This window comes from Pseudomonas sp. RC4D1, from assembly GCF_018390395.1.
GTDB classification, from domain to species: domain Bacteria; phylum Pseudomonadota; class Gammaproteobacteria; order Pseudomonadales; family Pseudomonadaceae; genus Aquipseudomonas; species Aquipseudomonas danubii.
In genome coordinates, this window is record NZ_JAHBAW010000001.1 from 2,449,952 (window position 1) to 2,471,826 (window position 21,875).

General features: G+C 57.5%; 27 protein-coding genes. 20 read left to right on the forward strand and 7 right to left on the reverse strand.

Annotated features, from left to right (window positions below):
• The first annotated feature begins 246 nt into the window (after positions 1–246).
• The 4 genes from KHO49_RS11290 (at position 247) to KHO49_RS11305 (ending at position 3,750) form a co-directional block, all read left to right on the forward strand.
• On the forward strand, positions 247–597 hold the full coding sequence (locus KHO49_RS11290; RefSeq protein WP_102882495.1) for a hypothetical protein: 351 nt from the start codon (positions 247–249) through the stop codon (positions 595–597).
• 346 nt (positions 598–943) lie between these two features.
• Positions 944–1,573, forward strand: coding sequence for a lytic polysaccharide monooxygenase auxiliary activity family 9 protein (locus tag KHO49_RS11295; RefSeq protein WP_102863640.1), 630 nt, complete (start codon positions 944–946; stop codon positions 1,571–1,573).
• Positions 1,574–1,618: 45 nt separating this feature from the next.
• Positions 1,619–3,085 carry a carbohydrate-binding protein gene (locus KHO49_RS11300; RefSeq protein ID WP_413787141.1) on the forward strand — a complete coding sequence of 489 codons (1,467 nt, stop codon included), beginning with the start codon at positions 1,619–1,621 and terminating at the stop codon, positions 3,083–3,085.
• 233 nt (positions 3,086–3,318) lie between these two features.
• Positions 3,319–3,750, forward strand: coding sequence for a VOC family protein (locus KHO49_RS11305; RefSeq protein ID WP_110596809.1), 432 nt, complete (start codon positions 3,319–3,321; stop codon positions 3,748–3,750).
• Between the two features lie 237 nt (positions 3,751–3,987).
• On the opposite strand, the gene csrA is transcribed toward KHO49_RS11305, so the two are convergent.
• Positions 3,988–4,182, reverse strand: a complete 195-nt coding sequence (gene csrA, locus KHO49_RS11310) for a carbon storage regulator CsrA (RefSeq protein ID WP_007920550.1) — start codon at positions 4,180–4,182, stop codon at positions 3,988–3,990.
• A 264-nt stretch (positions 4,183–4,446) separates the two neighbouring features.
• Here csrA and KHO49_RS11315 point away from each other — a divergent pair, with 264 nt between their 5' ends.
• A complete protein-coding gene (locus tag KHO49_RS11315; RefSeq protein WP_213665270.1) occupies positions 4,447–4,803 on the forward strand; it encodes an SPOR domain-containing protein in 357 nt (118 codons plus the stop codon).
• Positions 4,804–4,853: 50 nt separating this feature from the next.
• Here the strand turns inward: KHO49_RS11315 and KHO49_RS11320 are convergent, their stop codons facing one another.
• From KHO49_RS11320 to KHO49_RS11330, 3 genes are all read right to left on the reverse strand, one after another.
• Positions 4,854–5,543, reverse strand: coding sequence for an endonuclease (locus KHO49_RS11320; RefSeq protein ID WP_102864090.1), 690 nt, complete (start codon positions 5,541–5,543; stop codon positions 4,854–4,856).
• 4 nt (positions 5,544–5,547) lie between these two features.
• Positions 5,548–5,817 carry a DUF1654 domain-containing protein gene (locus KHO49_RS11325; protein WP_102863635.1) on the reverse strand — a complete coding sequence of 90 codons (270 nt, stop codon included), beginning with the start codon at positions 5,815–5,817 and terminating at the stop codon, positions 5,548–5,550.
• Between the two features lie 204 nt (positions 5,818–6,021).
• Complete coding sequence (locus tag KHO49_RS11330) at positions 6,022–7,110, reverse strand: asparaginase (protein WP_102882492.1); 1,089 nt, start codon at positions 7,108–7,110, stop codon at positions 6,022–6,024.
• Between the two features lie 339 nt (positions 7,111–7,449).
• Between KHO49_RS11330 and KHO49_RS11335 the strand changes: the two genes are divergently transcribed.
• From KHO49_RS11335 to KHO49_RS11370, 8 genes are all read left to right on the forward strand, one after another.
• On the forward strand, positions 7,450–7,899 hold the full coding sequence (locus KHO49_RS11335) for a hypothetical protein (RefSeq protein ID WP_102882491.1): 450 nt from the start codon (positions 7,450–7,452) through the stop codon (positions 7,897–7,899).
• Positions 7,900–8,181: 282 nt separating this feature from the next.
• On the forward strand, positions 8,182–9,138 hold the full coding sequence (locus tag KHO49_RS11340; RefSeq protein WP_102882490.1) for a sugar ABC transporter substrate-binding protein: 957 nt from the start codon (positions 8,182–8,184) through the stop codon (positions 9,136–9,138).
• Between the two features lie 57 nt (positions 9,139–9,195).
• The gene (locus tag KHO49_RS11345) at positions 9,196–10,749 is read left to right on the forward strand and encodes a sugar ABC transporter ATP-binding protein (protein ID WP_102882489.1); all 1,554 of its coding nucleotides are present in this window, start codon (positions 9,196–9,198) and stop codon (positions 10,747–10,749) included.
• Positions 10,746–11,723 (forward strand): ABC transporter permease, encoded by a 978-nt coding sequence (locus tag KHO49_RS11350; protein WP_102863626.1) that lies wholly within the window; start codon positions 10,746–10,748, stop codon positions 11,721–11,723. Before KHO49_RS11345 ends, KHO49_RS11350 begins: the two co-directional genes overlap by 4 nt.
• A gap of 3 nt (positions 11,724–11,726) precedes the next feature.
• A complete protein-coding gene (locus KHO49_RS11355) occupies positions 11,727–12,746 on the forward strand; it encodes a LacI family DNA-binding transcriptional regulator (RefSeq protein WP_110596813.1) in 1,020 nt (339 codons plus the stop codon).
• Between the two features lie 24 nt (positions 12,747–12,770).
• Positions 12,771–13,688 carry a ribokinase gene (gene rbsK / locus KHO49_RS11360; RefSeq protein ID WP_102882487.1) on the forward strand — a complete coding sequence of 306 codons (918 nt, stop codon included), beginning with the start codon at positions 12,771–12,773 and terminating at the stop codon, positions 13,686–13,688.
• A complete protein-coding gene (gene rbsD, locus KHO49_RS11365; RefSeq protein ID WP_110596814.1) occupies positions 13,685–14,089 on the forward strand; it encodes a D-ribose pyranase in 405 nt (134 codons plus the stop codon). Before rbsK ends, rbsD begins: the two co-directional genes overlap by 4 nt.
• 42 nt (positions 14,090–14,131) lie before the next feature.
• The gene (locus KHO49_RS11370) at positions 14,132–15,160 is read left to right on the forward strand and encodes a nucleoside hydrolase (protein ID WP_102863619.1); all 1,029 of its coding nucleotides are present in this window, start codon (positions 14,132–14,134) and stop codon (positions 15,158–15,160) included.
• Positions 15,161–15,193: 33 nt separating this feature from the next.
• Here KHO49_RS11370 and KHO49_RS11375 read toward each other — a convergent pair whose 3' ends face one another.
• On the reverse strand, positions 15,194–15,406 hold the full coding sequence (locus KHO49_RS11375; protein ID WP_102882485.1) for a hypothetical protein: 213 nt from the start codon (positions 15,404–15,406) through the stop codon (positions 15,194–15,196).
• Between the two features lie 165 nt (positions 15,407–15,571).
• On the opposite strand from KHO49_RS11375, the gene KHO49_RS11380 reads away from it, so the two are divergent.
• On the forward strand, positions 15,572–15,877 hold the full coding sequence (locus KHO49_RS11380) for a hypothetical protein (RefSeq protein ID WP_102863615.1): 306 nt from the start codon (positions 15,572–15,574) through the stop codon (positions 15,875–15,877).
• A 162-nt stretch (positions 15,878–16,039) separates the two neighbouring features.
• Positions 16,040–16,351 carry an I78 family peptidase inhibitor gene (locus tag KHO49_RS11385; RefSeq protein WP_102863613.1) on the forward strand — a complete coding sequence of 104 codons (312 nt, stop codon included), beginning with the start codon at positions 16,040–16,042 and terminating at the stop codon, positions 16,349–16,351.
• Between the two features lie 70 nt (positions 16,352–16,421).
• On the opposite strand, the gene KHO49_RS11390 is transcribed toward KHO49_RS11385, so the two are convergent.
• Positions 16,422–16,634 carry a cold-shock protein gene (locus KHO49_RS11390; RefSeq protein ID WP_003179963.1) on the reverse strand — a complete coding sequence of 71 codons (213 nt, stop codon included), beginning with the start codon at positions 16,632–16,634 and terminating at the stop codon, positions 16,422–16,424.
• A gap of 292 nt (positions 16,635–16,926) precedes the next feature.
• Positions 16,927–17,226, reverse strand: a complete 300-nt coding sequence (locus KHO49_RS11395) for a hypothetical protein (RefSeq protein WP_102882483.1) — start codon at positions 17,224–17,226, stop codon at positions 16,927–16,929.
• 386 nt (positions 17,227–17,612) lie between these two features.
• Here KHO49_RS11395 and thrS point away from each other — a divergent pair, with 386 nt between their 5' ends.
• The 5 genes from thrS to pheS all read left to right on the forward strand — a co-directional run bounded on the left by thrS (position 17,613) and on the right by pheS (position 21,855).
• A complete protein-coding gene (gene thrS, locus KHO49_RS11400; protein ID WP_102863610.1) occupies positions 17,613–19,535 on the forward strand; it encodes a threonine--tRNA ligase in 1,923 nt (640 codons plus the stop codon).
• Positions 19,535–20,086 carry a translation initiation factor IF-3 gene (infC, locus tag KHO49_RS11405; protein WP_169893379.1) on the forward strand — a complete coding sequence of 184 codons (552 nt, stop codon included), beginning with the start codon at positions 19,535–19,537 and terminating at the stop codon, positions 20,084–20,086. The genes thrS and infC overlap by 1 nt, the downstream gene beginning before the upstream one ends.
• Before the next feature lie 60 nt (positions 20,087–20,146).
• Entirely contained in the window at positions 20,147–20,341 is a 195-nt protein-coding gene (gene rpmI / locus KHO49_RS11410; RefSeq protein WP_002553160.1) for a 50S ribosomal protein L35, read from the forward strand.
• 30 nt (positions 20,342–20,371) lie between these two features.
• A complete protein-coding gene (gene rplT / locus KHO49_RS11415; RefSeq protein WP_016963673.1) occupies positions 20,372–20,728 on the forward strand; it encodes a 50S ribosomal protein L20 in 357 nt (118 codons plus the stop codon).
• Positions 20,729–20,838: 110 nt separating this feature from the next.
• Positions 20,839–21,855 carry a phenylalanine--tRNA ligase subunit alpha gene (gene pheS, locus KHO49_RS11420; RefSeq protein WP_170002273.1) on the forward strand — a complete coding sequence of 339 codons (1,017 nt, stop codon included), beginning with the start codon at positions 20,839–20,841 and terminating at the stop codon, positions 21,853–21,855.
• The last annotated feature ends 20 nt before the right edge of the window (positions 21,856–21,875 follow it).

The following is a 21,875-nucleotide window of genomic DNA, read 5'->3' on the forward strand; positions in this document are numbered from 1 at the left end:
GCGCTAACGGGTAGCGGGTACAGCGTTTAAACCAGGCACGTCCTGCAAGGGGTGATCAGCTGTTGCATGGTGGATCTCCTTGGCAAAAGTGTGGGAAGGGGCGCGAAGGTTAATCCTTTGCCTGAGGCCTTGCAATGGGGTTTGTAAACAAAAGGCAATTGGCATCGCGGCTTTTTTTCTTCTACTCAAACGCCTTTTCTCCGCCGTGTGAGCGATACTCTCGCGTTTTATGGACGAGGTGGCAGCATGCGGGTTTTGATGGCGGTGATGGTTGCGGTGTTGTTGGCCGGCTGTGCAAGTTCCACCATGGATGATGCCCGGACAAGAACGCCCAACAAGACCCTGACCTCGGCCAAGGCCGATCAACTGGTGGCGCAATGCGTACAGTTCGCCTGGCAGGATGAGGCGGTCTTTGGTGTGGATGCGGCTGCCTACCTGCAAGCTGGCAAGGTAGGCGGATATACGGTGTATACCCGTGCAGCTGAAGTCTTCGTGGATATCAAGGCCGAGCCCTCGGGCACCGCTGTCCACTATTACGCGATCGAGGACAGCTCTGTTTCGAAGCGTCGACTGGCGGCGTTGGCGACCTGTCTGTAAGCCCAGGCAGGGCTTCAGGTGTAGGCGCTCAGCCTTTCTGTCAGCAAACCCGGCAATCGCCGGGTTTTGTTGTTTCTGGGTGCCGTGTTTTCAACGCAAGTTGTATGGCTTGATATTTTCTCTCGGCAGAAAGTATGAGTTTTAGTGTAGAAAAGCGTGTAATACATTGACTCTTTAAAGTGTCAGTTCAAACAAAGAGGTCTAGTGTTTAATAGGGCTGGCGCTGAATTGTGTAAATTGTTCTGGATGGTTAGTTTGTGACGTGGTGAAAAAAATCGAGAAAAGTGCGCTAAGTTAAAGGTGCTCAACATGGAGCAAGACTTACTTAATCAATGGAGTGAAAGATATGAACAAGCCACAAGCTCAAGTTAAACATGGTCGCGTTGTTTCGCCTTCCAGTCGTGGTGCGGTTGCAGTAGAGCTGGGATTGCTGGGAACCTGGCAGGTGAATGAAATGGAAGGCGGGAAAAACTTTCCGGCTCTGACCGCCGGGCCTTTCCCGAAACCTTACGACAGCGATGTCGGGAGCGCGGTACCTCCCGCAGATGGCCACATTCTCAGTGGTGGCAAGGTGGATGAGCGCGACTGCATCAACTTCACCAACGAGGAAATGTCGAAGAAAATCAATCGTGCCTTCAGCTGGCCGCTGCTCAATGTGGACCCCGGTCAGGTATTCCGGGTGCAATGGGAGTACACCGCGCCTCACGTCACTCGTGGCTACAGCTGGTTCATCACTAAAGATGGTTGGGATCCGAAGCAACGCATCAGCCGTGCACAACTGGAGCCTCAGGCTTTTTATCAGGATTTTTATACCGAAGTTCCATTCGACAAGTTTGGCTCGGTATTGAAGGCCAAGACTAATCATGAAGTTGTGCTGCCAAAAAACAAGAAAGGCCACCATGTTGTGGTGTTGGTGTGGGTTGTCGCCAATACCGGAAACGGGTTTTATCAGGCTTTCGATCTGGACTTCAAGTAAGTCTCGGTCGTGCAGCCCCCTTTAACAGTTCTGAAGGATTAGAGCGTGAATAAAATCGATTTTGCATTAAACAAGAGTCAAGCTGCCGATGCGGCCTCCATGATGCCGAGTATTGCCGGCAAGAAGATCCTCATGGGCTTCTGGCATAACTGGGCCGCCGGTTCTGCCGACGGTTATCAGCAGGGGCAATTTGCCAATCTGAGCCTGCTGGATGTCCCCAAGGAGTACAACGTGGTGGCGGTGGCCTTCATGAAGGGCAACGGCATTCCCACCTTCAAGCCCTACAACCTCTCGGACACCGAGTTCCGGCGTCAGGTCGGTGTGCTTAACAGCCAGGGGCGCGTCGTGCTGATTTCCCTGGGTGGTGCCGATGCGCATATCGAGTTGCGCAAGGGCGACGAGCAGCCTTTGGCCAACGAAATCATCCGTCTGGTGGAGACTTACGGCTTCGATGGCCTGGATATCGATCTGGAGCAGAGTGCAATCGACTATGCCGACAACAAGAGTGTGTTGCCGGCAGCCTTGAAGCTGGTGAAGGATCACTATGCCGGTCAGGGCAAGCATTTCATCATCAGCATGGCGCCGGAGTTTCCGTACCTGACCAGCAATGGCAAGTACGTGGCTTACCTGCAAGCCCTGGAGGGCTACTACGACTTTGTCGCGCCGCAATACTACAACCAGGGTGGCGATGGACTCTGGGTGCCGGAGGCCAATGGCGGGCAGGGCGCCTGGATTGCCCAGAACAATGATCAGATGAAGGAAGACTTCCTGTTCTACCTGACCGACAGCCTGGCTTCGGGCTCTCGCGGTTACACCCGGATTGCGGCGGACAAGCTGGCAATCGGCTTGCCCAGCAACGTCGATGCCGCGGCCACGGGCTATGTCATCGATCCCGCGGCTGTGAGTAATGCGTTCAAGCGGCTGCAGGATGCTGGTCATGCCATCAAGGGCTTGATGACCTGGTCGGTGAACTGGGATGCCGGAGTCAGTCGGCAAGGCGTGCCGTACAACTGGGAGTTCCGCAACCGTTATGCGCCGTTGATCCATGGCGATGGCGCAGAGCCCGAGCGTCCCGGGGCACCTGGCAACCTGCAGGTGCTGGGAGCCACTCGTAGCAGTGTCACCTTGAGCTGGGGCGCCTCCAGTGGTGTGCGTCCGGTGGAGTTCTACACCCTGTATCGCGATGGCAATGCGGTGGGCCAGTCGACTTCCCTGGGCTTTGAAGACAAGGGGCTGAGTGCCGATACCCAGTACAGTTACTTCGTTACGGCCACTGATACTCAGGGTCGTGAATCGTTGCCCAGTCGCAGCCTGAGTGTCAGGACTGCGGGTGGCGCCGTCGATCCGAGCTTTCCTGAGTGGAGTAGCAGTCAACGCTATCTCCGGGAGGACGGAGTGAGCTACGAGGGCAATCACTATCTCTGCCTTCAAGAGCACACTTCAAACCCGGCATGGACGCCCTCCGTGGCTTTCACCCTCTGGAGCAAGGTGTTGCTGGAGCGTCATGGCTGAACAGTGACGTCGTTGTTTTTCTCAGCGGCAAGGCGGCCCGCACGGATGTTGTCGATCCGAATGCGGGTCGCCTTTTTTTCCTGAAGGCTGTCCATGGATGATCGGCGGCAGGTGGATGGGCGTGGCGCCTGGTGTGGCATTGGCTCAGTTGTAATCATTGGTAAGCGGGGCTGCACTTGGGATCGGCTTGAGCGTAGTCTCGCGGCTCGATCAATGAGCAATGGACTTTTGCCATGTTTCAAATGAATAACCTGGTTCCGGAAATGCTGGTCACGGACCTGGAGCGCAGTCTGATTTTTTATCGCGATACCCTCGGTTTCAAGGTGGAGTATCAGCGTCCGGAACACTTCTTTGCCTTTCTCTCCCTCAACGGCGCTCAGTTGATGCTGGAGCAGGATGATCAGGAGGAATCAGAGTGGCGCGTCGGCCCCTTGCAGGCGCCTTTTGGCCGAGGCATGAACTTGTCCATCGAGTGCCCGGACATTCGCCAGATGGCTGCCGCTCTGGCGCATGCCGGTATCGTCCTGCGCAGGGAAATCCAGGAGTGCTGGTACCGGCATGACGAGTTGCTGCATGGTGAGTTGAACCTGCTAGTGCTTGATCCGGACGGCTACCTGCTGCGGTTCACTGAGGATTTGGGGTTCAAGCCAGCAGTCAGCGCCTGACCGCCGAGCCCGGGTGCGACGCCTGTATTGCTGAGGCGCCGCGTACCGGGAGGCCGCGGTTGGTATTTGCCAGAAAAGGGCGATAGTCAGTGCTTGACGACAATCCAGTGGGCGGGAATCTGTTATAGCCGCAATCCGGTCAGGGCATGCAGGTGTTCTGTAGGAGAGGTTCAAGGCAAATAGGGCACGCGCCGCGCCAGCTGTTGGGCACAGGCAGGGAGCGGGTGCTCATTGGATTCATGGGGTTTCGCGTTTGTCCGGGGCGGTCAGTCCGGCTTGAATGCGTTGATAAATTTCCTCGCGGTGTACCGCGACGTCTTTTGGCGCGTTGATACCGATGCGGACCTGTTGGCCGCTGACGCCGAGAATGGTGATCGTAATGTCGTCACCGATGTTTATGCTTTCACCGACTTTGCGGGTGAGTATCAGCATGATCTTCTCCTTGATGGCTTTGTAGAGCACCAGATTCAAACAGTGCAGAGGTCGGTCTTAGGTATAGATTAGTGCGAAGTTCCACTGAGTGGGTGCCTCTTTCTGACGCGCAGACGATCTATTAATTCCCAAGGCGCAACTATACAGAGGCAATAAATATCATTCTTCCTGTTTCGGCCTGATTTTGTGACGAGGTCTCTTTTGTCTTGAGTGCTAAAATCGCTGCCTCAGACTTTCTAGGGGTAGGTTGTGCGCACAGTAGCGATGATGATGGCGGTGTTGGCGTTGGCCGGTTGCGGTGAAGGCAAGCCAGTCGAGGCGAACAAGAGCACTTTGGCAACGACGCAGGTTCAGCCGGTTCAGGCTTCTACCGCGCCGCAGTGGGATGTGTGGGTGGGCAGCGAACTGCCCCTGGCGGTCAGTGATCTCACAGGTTGGCTGATCGAGCACGGGATCATGTCCAATGTGGTGGCCGTGGAAGGCAAGAAGCGGGTGCTGCTCGGGCCTTTTGCGTCCCAGGCCGAGGCCGAGGCAAAAAAGACCGAAGTGGTCGAGAAACTCATCAAGGCCAAGAAGCGTGACATCGATGTCACGGTTATCGAGCACCAGGCTGCACAGTAAGTCTGCTCCCGCCATATCGAGAGGCGCCCATATCAAGGGGCGCCTCTGGGTCAGCCGCAGGCCTTGAGGTTGACGGTCCCGACAAACTCGTTTCCACGCCCCATCACGCAGGCCACGCTCTGATTGCGTTGGCGCTCCCAATCCTGCACCGGATAGGTTTTGTTCCAGGCTTCGAAGAGCTGTCGATCCTGTTTCGACAGGCGCAGACCGTATTGCTTGCTCATGTAGAAGTAGGTGCGGGCGATCATGCCGCGAATCGAGGGGCGGGGCATGACTTTCTTGGCCTTGAAGTCCACCTGGGTCAGGCATGAGCCATATTGCCCGGATTGCTCCGGCAGCCAGCCGAAACTGAAGTTGCTGCGGTCGCCATTCACTTCGCCAATGCTTGGTACCAGGTTATGCAAGTCCGCTTCGGCCCGCTGATAGACCGGGTCGGTACGGGTGCAATTCTTGCGTCCGCCTTGCTGCCAGCATTGGCGCTGATGACCGATCTGCCAGGCCGGCACTATGTGTTCCCATTCGATGCGCTCCGCACGCTTGGCGTTCTTGCGCGGTATATAGCCGCAAGCGGCGAGGTTTATCCGGTTGCCGTTGTACTTGCAGCCGCAGTAGAACTCGGTTGATTGGGGAGCATAGAGTTTCCAGGCGACTTTCTTGGCTTCGCTGAAGGTGCGTGGGGCATCGGCTTGGGCGGTGAAGGTGACGAAAAACAGCAGTACGGCAAAACAACGGACACTCATCAACTCAGTCTTCCTTCGGTACGACCCAGAAAATTTGCACGCCACCATCGTCGCGATAGGCGAGGGTGACGTTGTCGTTCTCGGCGATTTCCTCCAGCAGGCGTTCCCACTCGTCCTGGGGCTCATCGGCGAGGCGGAAGATCAGGGCTGCCTTGGCTTTCTGTGCGGTAGGGGAGTTGATGATTTTCTGGATGCGTACACCCAGGCGTTCGTAGGAGCTGAGGGGCGTTTGGGTCGTGGCCACGGAACAATCCTTAATAAGCTGTACGTGTATACAGTATTTAACTGTAAGACATTTCGCAACTGCTTAAGATTCAAGAAGTTCCTCTGACCATGCTTTACGCATTTGTCTCACGGATGAAGGAGATTTTTTACGGGGGAGGGCGCGACGAGGCTGTTAGGCGGGGGGCGGAACCACTCGCCTGGATGGGCGAGTGGTTGAAGCCTGCTCGACCGGAGTCGGTCGAGCGGAGGGCTGTCAGTATTCCCAGAACATGCGTTGCAGTTCTTTGCTGTCCTGAGTCTTGGTCAGAGCGACCATGGCCAGGATGCGGGCTTTTTGCGGGTTCAGGTCGTGAGCCACGACCCAGTCGTTCTTGTCGTCAGGCTGTTCAGCGTTGCGCAGTACGAAGCCGCCAGCATTGACGTGGGAAGAACGAATGATCTGCACGCCGTTCTTGCGCAGCTCTTGCAAGGCTGGCACTACGCGGGAGGACACGGAGCCGTTGCCGGTACCGGCATGGATGATGGCTTTGGCACCACCTTGTGCCAGGGCCTTGTAAGCGGTGTCGCTGACGTTGCCGTAGCCGTAGGCGATTTCTACGTCAGGCAGGCTCTTGATGTTCTTGATGTCGAATTCCGAATCCATGGTGTGACGCTTGGCAGGCAGGCGGAACCAGTAGGATTTGCCTTCCACTACCATGCCCAGTGGGCCCCATGGGCTCTTGAAGGCTTCGGTCTTGATGTTGATCGTCTTGCTGACATCGCGACCGGACTGGATTTCATCGTTCATGGTGACCAGCACGCCTTTACCGCGGGCGTTCTTGCTGCCGGCTACGGCTACTGCGTTGTACAGGTTGAGCATGCCGTCAGCCGACATGGCGGTGCCTGGGCGCATGGAGCCGACGACCACGATCGGCTTGTCAGTCTTTTCCACCAGGTTGAGGAAGTAGGCGGTTTCTTCCAGGGTGTCGGTGCCGTGGGTGATGACGATGCCATCGACGTCTTTGCTGTCGGCCAGTTCAGCAACGCGGCGACCCAGTTGCAGCAGGTTTTCGTTGGTGATGCTTTCCGAAGCGATCTGCATGACTTGCTCGCCACGCACATTGGCCAGTTGGCTCAGCTCGGGGATGCCGGCGATCAGTTGTTCGATGCCGACTTTGGCTGCTTGGTAGGTGGCGCTGTTGGCGGCACTGGCGCCGGCGCCGGCGATGGTGCCACCGGTAGCAAGGACCACAACGTTGGCGAGTTTTTGTTGGGTTTCAGCTTCTTTGGCCTGCACAGCTGCAGGCAGAAGCAGGAGGAGGGCCAAAGCGCCCGGAACGAAGGTTTTGAAGGCAGATTTCATTATTTTCTCTCTAGTAGTGAGACGGTGCTGATGCAGGTTCATCTAGAAACACCCCGACCGCAGATCTGTATGCGGTGAGGCAGTGAGGGTTGAGCAGGATCTGTACCAGCGCTACCTTGGTCTGATAAGTATTTTAAGTTACTGATTTATATCAACTTTATTCATTTTTATGACGGCGATGGAGTGGTGTGTGTCCGGGTTTCCGAACGTTTGCGCGGGTAGGCGTTCGGCAATCCGAAAATGCCCGTCAGCGGTTTGGTACAAAGGGGCAGGGGCCGTTATTAAAGAATGTCGCGAGATGGTCGATGACCCGACAGGATCTTTTTTTCAGGAGTTCATATGTCTCTGTCAGTCGGATTTCCTGGCGCAGGAGCGATTTTGATCAATGGCAAGTCACCGGCGACCATTGATGCATTGAGTAACGCCGCTGCCGAGGAGGCGTCCACGGCGCTGGGCACCGATGAGTCGGACACCCTCCGGGTGGGTTCCGGCAAGCAGGCGGAAAAGTCCGAAGCCGCAGACTCGGGTGGAGACAATCAGAGCATCGTCGTCAAGATGCTGCTCAAACGCATGCAAGAGTTGCAGGAGCAGCTCAAGCAGCAGCAACAGCAACTGGCTGCCGCCCAGGCCGCCGACTATCCGACCCCTGAAGCCAAGCAGACCGTGGTGATGGGCCTTCAAGGGCAGATCGCCCAGACCAACGGGGCCCTGGCCGAGGTATCGGGCAATCTGGTCCGTGAGCTGGCCAAGGACTCCTCCTCGGGCGGCCTGGTAAACACCACCGCATGACCCTCAGAGCCTGTTCGACGCTACGGTGCGGACAGGTTTCTCCTCTCCAGCAGTGGGGTTTTGCCCCCTGTCTGTCTGCTTTTTCCAGACACTGATCGGCGTTGACAAACTCTGGCTAGGTTCGCATAGTTCGTTTTACGCAAACGTTTGCGCGGCCTTTGGATAACGACAATCGTCTATCTTTCCAAAGTGCGGCACCGGCCTCCCATCCCTGCTGATGACGGCCTGCTCACCCTGCCGTGCGGACGCTGCTCACAATAATCATAAGATCGGAGTGAATTCATGAAGCTGCCCTTCGCTGGACGTCTACTCGCTGTCGCTGTTCTGGCTGCTGCATCCGCTGCCCTCCCTCTCTCTTCGGCCTATGCCGAGACCTCGCAGAAACCCAAGGTCGCCCTGGTCATGAAGTCCCTGGCCAACGAGTTCTTCCTGACCATGGAAGACGGCGCCAAGGCTTATCAGAAAGAGCATTCCGCCGATTTCGACCTGGTGTCCAACGGCATCAAGGACGAAACCGATACCGCCAACCAGATTCGCATCGTCGAGCAGATGATCGTCTCCAAGGTCAATGCCCTGGTGATTGCACCCGCCGACTCCAAGGCCATGGTGCCGGTGATCAAGAAGGCGGTGGATGCCGGGATCACCGTGATCAATATCGATAACCAACTCGATCCCGGTGTGCTGAAAAGCAAGAACATCAGCGTACCTTTCGTGGGGCCGGACAACCGCAAGGGGGCTCGCCTGGTGGGTGAGTACCTGGCCAAGCAACTGAAGGCCGGCGACGAAGTGGGGATCATCGAAGGGGTTTCCACCACCACCAACGCACAGCAGCGCACCGCTGGCTTCAAGGACGCGATGGACGCCGCGCAGATCAAGGTGGTCTCGCTGCAATCCGGCGACTGGGAAATCAATGCAGGCAACCGTGTGGCCTCGGCGATGCTCAGCGAGTACCCGAATCTCAAGGCATTGCTGGCCGGTAACGACAGCATGGCAGTGGGGGCGGTTTCCGCCGTGCGGGCCGCCGGTAAGGCCGGCAAGGTCCAGGTAGTGGGCTACGACAATATCAACGCCATCAAACCCATGCTCAAGGATGGCCGGGTCCTGGCCACTGCCGACCAGTTCGCTGCCAAGCAGGCGGTGTTCGGCATCGAGACCGCGCTGAAGATCCTCAAGGGCGAGAAAGTCGACAGCGGTGCCAACGGCGTGATCGAAACTCCAGTTGAGCTGGTCACCAAGTAGTCCTTCCGGCGGCACAACGGCGCTCGCCCGTTCGGGCGAGCGCATGGAGAGTTTCTTATGTCAGTTTCCGCTGCGAACGCTGTCCTCTCGGTCAGCGGTATCGGCAAGACCTATGCACAGCCGGTATTGACCGGCATCGACCTGACGCTGATGCGTGGGGAGGTGCTGGCCCTGACTGGTGAGAACGGCGCCGGCAAGAGCACCTTGTCGAAGATCATCGGTGGTCTGGTCAGCCCTACCACCGGCCACATGCAGTTCAACGGCCAGGACTATCGTCCCGGTAGCAGGACCCAGGCGGAAGAGGTGGGGGTTCGCATGGTCATGCAGGAGCTCAACCTACTGCCGACCCTGTCGGTGGCCGAGAATCTGTTTCTCGACAATCTGCCCAGTACCGGTGGCTGGATCAGCCGCAAGCAATTGCGCAAGGCCGCGATCGAGGCCATGGCCCAGGTCGGCCTTGACGCCATCGATCCCGACACGCTGGTGTGTGAATTGGGCATCGGTCACCAGCAGATGGTGGAGATCGCCCGCAACCTGATCGGCGACTGTCATGTGCTGATTCTCGATGAGCCGACGGCCATGCTCACTTCCCGTGAGGTGGAGATGCTCTTCGAGCAGATCACTCGCCTGCAGGCTCGGGGCGTGTCCATCATCTATATCTCCCATCGCCTGGAAGAGCTGGCCCGCGTAGCCCAGCGCATTGCTGTGTTGCGTGACGGTTGCCTGGTGTGTGTCGAGCCCATGGCCAACTACAACAGCGAACAGTTGGTGAATCTGATGGTGGGTCGCGAGCTGGGCGAACACATTGACCTGGGCGAGCGCAAGATCGGTGCGCCGGCGCTGACGGTGAATAACCTCAGTCGCTCGGACAAGGTCTGTGATGTGTCCTTCGAGGTGCGCAGTGGCGAGATCTTCGGTATCTCTGGCTTGATCGGGGCAGGGCGTACCGAGTTGCTGCGGCTGATCTTTGGTGCCGATGTCGCCGACAGCGGCAGCATTGCCTTGGGCACACCAGCCCGGCCGGTGAGCATTCGCTCCCCGGTGGATGCGGTGGCCAACGGCATTGCGTTGATCACTGAGGATCGCAAGGGCGAAGGGCTGCTGCTGACCCAGTCCATCAGCGCCAATATCGCCCTGGGCAACATGCCGGCTATTTCCAGTGGCGGCCTGGTCAATGGCCAGGACGAAGAGCAACTGGCCCGGCGACAGATCGATGCCATGCGCATTCGCAGTTCCAGTCCGGCGCAATTGGTGTCCGAATTGTCCGGCGGCAACCAGCAGAAAGTGGTGATCGGCCGTTGGCTGGAGCGCGACTGCTCGGTGTTGCTGTTCGACGAGCCCACTCGCGGTATCGATGTCGGCGCCAAGTTCGATATCTATGGCCTGCTGGGGGAGTTGACCCGCCAGGGCAAGGCCCTGGTGGTGGTGTCCAGCGACCTGCGCGAGTTGATGTTGATCTGTGATCGCATCGGCGTGCTCTCTGCCGGGCGTCTGATCGACACCTTCGAGCGTGACAGCTGGACCCAGGACGAATTGCTTGCCGCCGCCTTTGCCGGCTATCAAAAACGAGATGCGTTGCTCAGCGAAGCGACGCCTAGGAATGCATCATGAAAACTGCACCTGCAAGCGGCAAGCGAGGCGGCCATTACTACGGCCTCGGCACCTACCTGGGTCTGGCGGGGGCGTTGTTGGGGATGATCGTCCTGTTCTCCCTGCTCAGCAGCCATTTCCTTTCCTATGACACCTTCAGCACCCTGGCCAACCAGATTCCCGACCTGATGGTGCTGGCGGTGGGTATGACCTTCGTCCTGATCATCGGTGGCATCGATCTGTCCGTGGGGTCGGTGCTGGCCCTGGCGGCCTCGACAGTCAGCGTGGCGATTCTCGGCTGGGGCTGGAGCGTGGTACCTGCGGCATTGCTGGGCATGGCCTGTGCGGCGCTGGCGGGAACCATCACCGGCTCGATCACTGTGGCCTGGCGTATCCCGTCCTTCATCGTGTCCTTGGGGGTGCTGGAAATGGCCCGGGGCGTTGCCTATCAGATGACCGGCTCGCGCACGGCCTATATCGGTGATGCCTTCGCCTGGTTGTCGAATCCAATCGCCTTTGGCATTTCGCCGTCGTTTATCATTGCCCTGCTGATTATCTTCCTGGCCCAGGCGGTGCTGACGCGCACCGTGTTCGGTCGCTACCTGATCGGCATCGGTACCAACGAAGAGGCGGTGCGTCTGGCGGGGATCAATCCCAAACCCTACAAGATCCTGGTGTTCAGCCTGATGGGGTTGTTGGCGGGCATTGCAGCGCTGTTTCAAATTTCTCGCCTGGAAGCGGCAGACCCGAATGCGGGCTCCGGTCTGGAGTTGCAGGTCATCGCTGCGGTGGTGATTGGCGGCACCAGCCTGATGGGCGGACGCGGTTCGGTGATCAGTACCTTCTTCGGCGTCTTGATTATTTCCGTGCTGGCTGCAGGCCTGGCGCAAATCGGCGCATCAGAACCGACCAAGCGCATCATCACCGGTGCGGTCATTGTGATTGCCGTGGTGCTGGACACCTATCGCAGCCAGCGCGCCAATCGGCGGGTTTGATTCATGGCAACAATCAAGGATGTGGCAGCGCTGGCGGGGATTTCCTACACCACGGTGTCCCATGTGCTGAACAAGACGCGGCCGGTCAGTGAAGAGGTGCGGGTCAAGGTCGAGGCGGCGATCAAGCGCCTCGACTATGTGCCCAGTGCGGTGGCCCGCTCACTCAAGGCCAAGACCACCGCGACCATCGGCCTGCTGGTGCCCAACAGTCTCAACCCCTACTTCGCCGAACTGGCACGAGGGATTGAGGACTACTGCGAGCGCAACGGTTACTGCGTGATCCTCTGCAACTCCGACGATAACCCGGACAAGCAGCGCAACTATCTGCGTGTGCTTCTGGAAAAGCGCATCGACGGGCTGATTGTGACATCCGCTGGTGGCGACAGTGGTCTGGCCCAGGGTCTGGCCGGGGTGCGCACGCCGATGGTGATTGTCGACCGTGGGCTGGAAGGGGTGGACGCCGATCTGGTGCGTATCGACCACCATTACGGTGCCTACCTGGCGACCCGGCACCTTCTGGAGCTGGGGCACCGGGACATCGCCTGTATCGGCGGACCGGCCAATACCAGCGTGGCGCAGATGCGCCTGGCGGGGTTTCGCCAGGCGTTGCAGGAAGCCGGTGTCGAGGTGCCAGCAGGGCGCATCCTGGAAAGTGACTTCAGCAGCACTGGTGGTTATCGCGCTGCGGCGCAGTTGCTTGAGAGTCGCCCGCCAAGCGCCATTTTCGCCGCTAACGACATGATGGGCATCGGTGTGTTGCGGGCCGCGGCGGAGCGCAATATCCGTGTACCCAGTGAGCTCTCGGTGATCGGCTTCGACGACATTCTCATGAGCCGTTATGTCTACCCGGCGCTGACCACGGTGGGTCAGTCGATCCTGCAACTGGGGGAGACCGCGGCAGAGTTGCTGCTGCGCCGGATCGCTGCGCGGGAGTTGCCGGTCGACCAGCGCATCGTTACGCCGAATATTGTCTTGCGGGAATCGACTGCGCCGCTCAGTAGCGCATTTGCCGAGTACCGCTGAATCCAAATGATTGAGTATCGATGTATGCCAGCAAAAGTAGTGGTAGTGGGAAGCCTCAATATGGATCTGGTGACCCGGGCCGAGCGCTTGCCGCGAGGAGGCGAGACGCTGATTGGCAAATCCTTTGCCACGGTGTCTGGTGGCAAGGGAGCCAATCAGGCAGTGGCGGCCGCCAGGCTGGGGGCGCAGGTGTCGATGGTCGGCTGTGTTGGCGATGATGCCTATGGCGAGCAATTGCGCAGTGCCTTGCTCGCCGAGCAGATCGATTGCCAGGCGGTGAGCGTGGTAGAGGGTTCCAGCGGCGTAGCCCTGATCGTGGTGGATGACAGTAGCCAGAATGCAATTGTCATCGTCGCCGGTGGCAACGGCCTGCTCAGCCCCGAGAAGGTTGCGGGGTTTGATCGGGTGTTGCAGGAGGCCGACGTGATCATCTGTCAGTTGGAAGTGCCCCTGGCAACGGTGGGGTACACCCTCAAGCGCGGGCGTGAGCTGGGCAAGACGGTGATTCTCAATCCGGCGCCGGCCAGCGGCCCGCTGCCGGAGCAGTGGTACGGCTCGATCGACTACCTGATTCCCAATGAAAGCGAGGCGTCCGCCCTCAGTGGCGTGGCGGTGGACTCGCTGGAGAGCGCCGAAGCTGCGGCCGGTCGCTTGATCGCCGCCGGTGCCGGCAAGGTCATCATCACTCTGGGGGCGCAAGGTTCGCTGTTTGCCAATGGCCGTAGTTTCGAGCATTTTCCGGCGCCCAAGGTCAAGGCCATCGACACCACGGCCGCGGGGGATACCTTCGTCGGTGGTTTTGCCGCCGCCCTGGCTGCCGGCAAGAGCGAGGCCGAGGCGATCCGCTTTGGTCAGGTCGCTGCGGCGCTGTCGGTGACGCGCGCCGGTGCACAACCTTCCATTCCCACACTGTCCGACGTACAGGCCTTTGTCCCCTCATGAAAAAGACACCTTTGCTCAATATTGCCCTGTCACGTTTGATTGCCTCTTTGGGCCACGGCGACATCGTGGTGATCGGTGATGCCGGTCTGCCGGTGCCTCCTGGCGTCGAATTGATCGATCTGGCCCTGACCCACGGCGTGCCCGATTTTCTCGGCACGCTCAAGGTGTTGCTCAGCGAGATGCAGGTGGAGAGTCACGTGCTGGCCGAGGAAATTCTGCTCAAGCGGCCGCAGCCTTTGCTGGGGCTGGATGTGCTGAACCTCAGTGGCGAGCTGGGGGAGCGCAGACTGATGAGTCACGAAGATTTCAAGGTGCTCAGTCGCCAGGCTCGTGCAGTGATTCGCACGGGAGAGTGCCAGCCGTATTGCAACATCGCCCTGGTTGCCGGGGTGACTTTCTAAGCCGCTGTCCGGCTTTTCCTTACCTTGCACAAGGAGTGCGCCATGCACCGCTATGCTCTGCTGTTTCAACACTGGTTCCGGAGTCTGCTGCTCTTGTCTCTACTCACTGCTACCGGCGCTCAGGCGGCGGAAAAAATCGATCTGATCATCGACACCGACCCGGGGGCCGACGATGTGGTGGCTCTGTTGTTCGCCCTGGCATCGCCCGAGGAGCTGCATATTCGTGCCTTGACCACGGTGGCGGGCAACGTACGTCTGGACAAGACCTCGCGCAATGCGCGCCTGGCCCGTGAGTGGGCTGGTCGCGATGAAGTGCCGGTCTACGCCGGGGCGCCAAAACCGCTGCTGCGCACGCCGATCTATGCCGAGAATATCCACGGCAAGGAAGGCATTTCCGGGGTGACTGTGCATGAGCCCAAGGCGCCGCTGGCCAAGGGCAATGCGGTCAACTATCTGATCGATACATTGCGGGCGGCCAAGCCCCACAGCATCACCATCGCCATGCTGGGGCCGCAGACCAACCTGGCACTGGCATTGATCCAGGCGCCGGATATTACCCAGGGCATCAAGGAAGTGGTGGTCATGGGGGGCGCGCACTTCAATGGCGGCAATATCACCCCAGTGGCCGAGTTCAACCTGTTCGCCGATCCTCAAGCGGCCGAAGTGGTGCTCAAGAGTGGCGTCAAGCTGACCTACCTGCCACTGGACGTCACCCACAAGGTGCTGACCAGCGAGGCGCGACTGCAGAAGATCGCCGCCTTGAACAACAATGCCAGCAAGGTGGTAGGGGATATCCTCAATGAGTACGTCAAAGGCGACATGGAGCACTACGGTATTCCTGGCGGCCCGGTGCATGATGCGACGGTGATCGCCTATCTGCTCAAGCCTGAGCTGTTCAGCGGGCGTCAGGCCAACATGGTTGTCGACAGTCGTGAAGGGCCGACGTTCGGCCAGACCATCGTCGACTGGTACGACGGTCTGAAGCAGGAAAAGAACGTGTTCTGGGTTGAGAACGGTGATGCTCAGGGCTTCTTCGACTTGCTCACCGAGCGTCTGGCTCGGCTCAAGTAAGCAGCGCCCCCGCAGGCTCCTGCCTGCGGGGTTCTATTCCCGTTCCGGGTCCTGTGCGCCTGGGTGATCAGCAGGGTACTTCTCGAAAACCTGCTCAATGAACGCCCAGGCGGATTGGGTTCCCAGCTCCTTGACCAGCAGGTCTATGCCAATGATCGCCAACTCTTCCGGGCTCCCTGGGCTGTAGGAGCACTGGCCCTGGGGCCATTTGGCTTTGATGTCGGCGTCGATACTCACGGTGGCCATGAAAGTCTCACGAATTCGGATAAGGCGGGCGCCAGGGCCGGGCCTGGGCGGGTGTTTGCTGCGTCGCAGAGTTAACCATGTTGCCGAGCGTTTGGCACTCCGACTTAGGCATCAAGCGGGGGGCTATGCGACACTGGCGCTTTTCCTGCGCTCAAGGAAGCTTCTGTGCAAATCGATTTGAATCAGCCTGATGCCCTGACCCTGGAGGCGGTGCGCCAGCTTCTGGCTTCGGCCAGTGACAACGTGCATACCCAGTTGCGTGTCACCAGGACCGGGATTGCCTACATCTCTTCGGGAGTGGTGGGAGGTGTCGACATCGAGGGTTTGTTGTTTCGCCTGGAAACCTGGGCAGCCGGATCCGGCTATGTCGGCAACGTGGCGGCCAGTGATGAGGTCTGGGTAATGCAGATCTTCAATGCACTCAAGCAGAACTGGCCGAAACCGGCGTTCGACTACATCGATATCTATTGAGTGCTGTTCATATTCAGTGACGATTGTCCTGTGAAAGTGTCGCGATGCCTGAGGCAGACTTACTCGCTGTCCGTGACATAGGGCAAAAGGCCATTTTGTTTTGAAACCAAAAGCCAAATCGGCTGTCGCACGATCTCTGCTTAATTTTGAAAAGGAGGCTTCATGCCTTGGAAGCTCGCTTCATTCGGAACCTTGTTGGCCGCTGTTGTCCTCAGTGGATGCAGCACCACCGGGTCGACAAAGGAACCTGTGGCCTCTGAATCCGGGCACACGCGTTGTGAAGCAACAGCTGCCGAATTTGCCGTCGGCAAGAAGGCTTCTCCCGAACTGCTGGAGCAGGCCCGTACTCGCGCAGGAGCGCAATATGCGCGTTTCCTCAAGCCTAATGACATGATTACTCTGGAGTACCGCTCCGACCGCCTGAACCTCAATACCGATGCCGGCCTGGTGGTTACTCGGGTCAACTGTGGTTGAGGCTTAGGTTTTTTGCCCGCGCATAAAAAACCCCGTCACATGGACGGGGTTTTTTTAGCTCGCTGAAAACTTACTCAGGGCGAACTTGTGCAGCTTGCATACCCTTTTGGCCTTTCTCAGCCACGAAGGAAACGGTTTGGCCTTCTTTCAGGCTTTTGAAACCGTCGCTTTCAATAGCTTTGAAGTGTACGAACAGGTCGTCACCGCCACCTTGAGGAGTGATGAAGCCGAAGCCTTTTTCATCGTTGAACCATTTTACGGTGCCGGTTTGGCGATTAGACATGGTGTATCTCCAAGAAACATATATTTTCAGTAGTGCTGTGCTGCTCAGGCCAACTGGGCACACCGAGCTATCATAGTCGAAATGTTCGGCTTGGGAGCCCCCTGTAGGTGCTCTTTGCCCGATGTGTCCGTGTATTTTGCCGTTCGATTTGCCTGTAGACCCCGGTTTAAGGGGCTTTCGCGGAAAACAAACGGTGATAAAAAAACCCGTAAAAGCTGCGTAAATTGTGAAAAAAACCGCGTTTCAGGCCTGCTGACAGGCCTTGGTACAGCCTGTTTCGAGCGGTGGTTGGTTATTTGACCACTCGGCAAGCAGCGATGGCGTCCAGGGCTCGGGTTCTCAGTTCTGCACTAGGTTGCTTGGATTTACTCATCAGCTCCTTGATTTCATCGGTGGTGAATTTTTCATTCAGCTTCTCTGCACCGCAGGCGCAATGTTTCTCGGCGCTTTTGGCGTCGATGCTTTGGCTGGCTGCTGCAGTGCAATCCTTCATATAGTCGGCACGAGCTCCGGCAGGCCATGCAGCTTGTGCGCTCAAGGGCAGGAGCAGGGCGAGTGGGGCGGCAAGGGTAAGCAATTGGGTAAGGCGCATGAGTCGAGTTCTCCTGAGGTCGATAGCAAGGACGACGATTCTCTTGGTATTTGAGGTTCGGCGTACATCGCAAGTTCACTTTCTTCAATAAAAGACCGGAAAGTATCTTTTGGGAAACTTGCTGCGCGGTGCTTGCGATTTATCTGTGCTAGCATGCCCGGCTTGGGTGTTTTCAAGCTTTGGGTGTTGCACTTCTCCCTCGCGGTCTATGCCTCATTAATTTTGATTTGAACCCCAGTCACTCTGGTTCGGTTTCCCGGTTGGCCGCAAGGCTCTCGCCACTGTGAGGCAGGCGTTTGTTACAGAACGGCCGGACTGAATCGCGTACTGGCTCATCCCAACCCACGTGACCTTTGGTAGGGGTCACCACTAGGAGAGGAGGCGCCATGCCCACCATTACTCTTCCCGACGGCAGTCAACGTTCATTCGATCATGCGGTATCCGTAGCCGAGGTCGCTGCATCTATTGGCGCAGGTTTGGCTAAGGCCACCCTGGCCGGCAAGGTCAATGGCAAGCTGGTCGACGCCTGCGATGTGATCGACAGCGACGCAACCCTGCAAATCATCACGCCAAAGGACGAAGAGGGGCTTGAGATCATTCGCCACTCTTGCGCTCACTTGGTAGGGCATGCGGTCAAGCAGTTGTATCCGACCGCCAAGATGGTCATCGGCCCGGTCATTGATGAAGGCTTCTATTACGACATCGCCTATGAGCGTCCCTTCACGCCCGAAGACATGGCGGCTATCGAGCAGCGCATGCAGCAGCTGATCGAGAAAGACTACGACGTGATCAAGAAGGTCACCCCGCGAGCCGAAGTGATTGAAGTGTTCAAGTCTCGTGGCGAGGACTACAAGTTGCGCCTGGTGGAGGACATGCCGAATGAACAGGCAATGGGCCTCTACTATCACGAAGAATATGTCGACATGTGCCGCGGTCCGCACGTGCCGAACACGCGCTTCCTGAAGTCGTTCAAATTGACCAAGTTGTCTGGTGCCTACTGGCGCGGCGACGCCAAGAATGAGCAGTTGCAGCGGGTTTACGGTACTGCGTGGGCGGATAAGAAGCAGCTCGCTGCCTATATCCAGCGTATCGAAGAGGCCGAAAAGCGCGACCATCGTAAGATCGGCAAGCGTTTGGGCCTGTTCCATACCCAGGAGGAAGCTCCGGGCATGGTGTTCTGGCACCCCAATGGTTGGACTTTGTACCAGGTGCTCGAGCAGTACATGCGCAAGGTGCAGCGTGAAAACGGCTATCTGGAGATCAAGACTCCGCAAGTGGTCGATCGCAGCCTTTGGGAAAAGTCCGGGCACTGGGCCAACTATTCCGAAAATATGTTCACCACCGAATCGGAAAGCCGCGACTACGCAATCAAGCCCATGAACTGCCCGTGCCACGTGCAGGTGTTCAATCAGGGTCTGAAGAGCTACCGCGAGCTGCCGATGCGACTGGCCGAATTCGGTGCTTGCCACCGTAACGAGCCTTCGGGAGCGCTGCACGGCATCATGCGTGTGCGCGGTTTTACCCAGGACGATGCTCACATCTTCTGTACTGAAGATCAGATGCAGGCCGAGTCCGCTGCGTTCATCAAGCTGACTATGGATGTCTATGCCGACTTCGGCTTCAAGGACATCGAGATGAAACTTTCCACTCGTCCTGAAAAGCGCGTGGGTTCCGATGAGTTGTGGGATCGTGCGGAAAATGCGCTAGCTGCGGCTTTGGACAGTGCCGGGTTGCCGTATGATCTGCAGCCGGGCGAGGGCGCGTTCTATGGTCCGAAGATCGAGTTCTCGTTGAAAGACTGCCTGGGGCGTGTATGGCAGTGTGGTACCTTGCAGCTGGATTTCAACCTGCCGATCCGTCTGGGTGCTGAATATGTATCCGAAGACAACAGCCGTAAGCATCCGGTGATGCTGCACCGGGCGATTCTCGGCTCCTTCGAGCGTTTTGTCGGGATTCTGATCGAGCATTACGAGGGCGCGTTCCCTGCGTGGCTGGCTCCGACTCAGGCCGTGGTGATGAATATCACTGATAAACAGGCAGATTTTGCCCTTGAAGTAGAAAAAACACTCAATCAAAGCGGATTTCGTGCCAAGTCCGACTTGAGAAATGAAAAGATCGGCTTTAAAATCCGCGAGCATACTTTGCTCAAGGTTCCCTATCTCTTGGTTATTGGAGATCGGGAGGTCGAGATGCAGACTGTCGCTGTGCGTACCCGTGAAGGTGAAGACCTGGGCTCGATGCCTGTGGACCAATTCTCGGCGTTCCTCGCACAAGCGGTTTCCCGGCGTGGTCGCCAAGATTCGGAGTAATTATTATTAAGCGTGATATGAGACAAGATAAACGAGCTGCACCGAAAGCCCCGATCAACGAGAATATCTCGGCACGCGAGGTTCGGTTAATTGGCGCTGACGGCGAGCAGATTGGCATCGTCTCGATTGATGAAGCGCTTCGTATAGCTGAAGAAGCCAAGCTGGATTTGGTGGAGATTTCCGCCGACGCAGTCCCACCTGTTTGCCGGGTGATGGATTACGGCAAATCGATCTTCGAAAAGAAGAAACAGATTGCTGCTGCGAAGAAGAACCAGAAGCAGATTCAGGTTAAAGAAATCAAGTTTCGTCCAGGGACGGAGGAAGGGGATTACCAGGTAAAACTGCGCAACCTGGTACGTTTCCTGAGTGACGGGGACAGGGCCAAGGTATCCTTGCGATTCCGCGGCCGTGAGATGGCCCACCAGGAGCTGGGGATGGAACTCCTCAAGCGGGTTGAAGCTGACCTGCAAGAGTACGGTTCGGTCGAACAGCATCCTAAGATGGAAGGACGCCAGCTGATCATGGTCATCGCCCCGAAAAAGAAGAAGTAATCAACAGGGCACGGCAGGCCTTCTGATTATGTTTATCAACTGAATGCGGAGTATCCGAACATGCCAAAGATGAAAACCAAAAGTGGTGCTGCTAAGCGGTTTCTGAAAACTGCTAACGGTATCAAGCACAAGCACGCTTTCAAGAGCCACATCCTGACCAAAATGTCGACCAAGCGTAAGCGTCAACTGCGCGGTAGCAGCTTGCTGCATCCGTCTGACGTGGCAAAAGTCGAGCGCATGCTGCGCCTTCGTTAATTTTTGGATCAAGAATAGAGGAAGTAACTCATGGCTCGTGTAAAGCGTGGCGTCATTGCCCGTAAACGTCACAAAAAAATTCTGAAACTTGCTAAAGGCTACTACGGCGCACGCTCGCGCGTATTCCGTGTTGCCAAGCAAGCGGTAATCAAGGCAGGCCAATACGCCTACCGCGACCGTCGTCAGAAAAAACGTCAGTTCCGCGCTCTGTGGATCGCTCGTATCAACGCTGGTGCTCGTACTAACGGTCTGTCTTACAGCCGTCTGATCGCTGGCCTGAAAAAGGCGTCCATCGAGATCGACCGTAAGGTTCTGGCTGATCTGGCAGTGAACGAAAAAGCGGCGTTTGCTGCGATTGTCGAGAAAGCTAAAGCCACCTTGGCTTAAGTACCCCCGACAGTCATCCGGGCTCACCTTTCGTGGGCTCTGGTGTTAAACGTCATAAATAGGGGAAGAGCCTTCAAGCTCTTCCCCTATTTTGTATCTGGAGTCTGTACATGGAAAACCTGGATGCGCTGGTTTCTCAAGCACTTGAGGCCGTGCAACACGCTGAAGACATCAATGCCCTGGAACAGATCCGGGTTCACTTCCTTGGCAAGAAGGGCGAGCTGACTCAGGTGATGAAGACCCTGGGCAACCTGCCTGCCGAAGAGCGCCCGCAAGTCGGAGCGCTGATCAACGTTGCCAAGGAGCGTGTAACAGAGGTTCTCAATGCGCGCAAAATTGCTTTCGAGGAGGCGGAACTCAGCGCCAAACTCGCTGCCGAGTGCATTGACGTAACTCTGCCGGGCCGTGGCCAGACCTCTGGCGGTCTGCACCCGATTACGCGGACCCTGGAGCGTATCGAGCAATTCTTTACCCACATTGGCTACGGCATCGCCGAAGGCCCTGAGGTTGAAGACGACTATCACAACTTCGAGGCGCTCAACATCCCAGGCCATCACCCGGCCCGGTCGATGCATGACACCTTCTATTTCAATGCGAACATGCTGTTGCGCACCCATACCTCGCCGGTACAGGTCCGCACCATGGAATCGCAGCAGCCGCCGATTCGCATCGTCTGCCCAGGCCGTGTGTATCGTAGCGACTCCGATATCACTCACTCGCCGATGTTCCATCAGGTCGAAGGCCTGCTGGTGGATCGCGACATCAATTTTGCCGACCTGAAAGGCACCATTGAAGAGTTCCTGCGGGTGTTCTTTGAAAAAGAGCTGGCCGTGCGTTTCCGACCTTCGTACTTCCCGTTCACCGAGCCATCCGCTGAAGTCGATATGGAATGCGTGATGTGCAGCGGTAAAGGTTGCCGCGTCTGCAAGCAGACCGGTTGGCTGGAAGTCATGGGCTGCGGCATGGTTCACCCAAATGTGCTGCGTATGTCCGGGATCGACCCGGAAGAGTTCCAGGGCTTTGCCTTCGGCATGGGCGCCGAGCGTTTGGCCATGCTGCGTTACGGTGTCAATGACTTGCGCCTGTTCTTCGACAACGACTTGCGGTTTCTTGCGCAATTTCGCTAGTCGCGCGTCCGTAACGAATC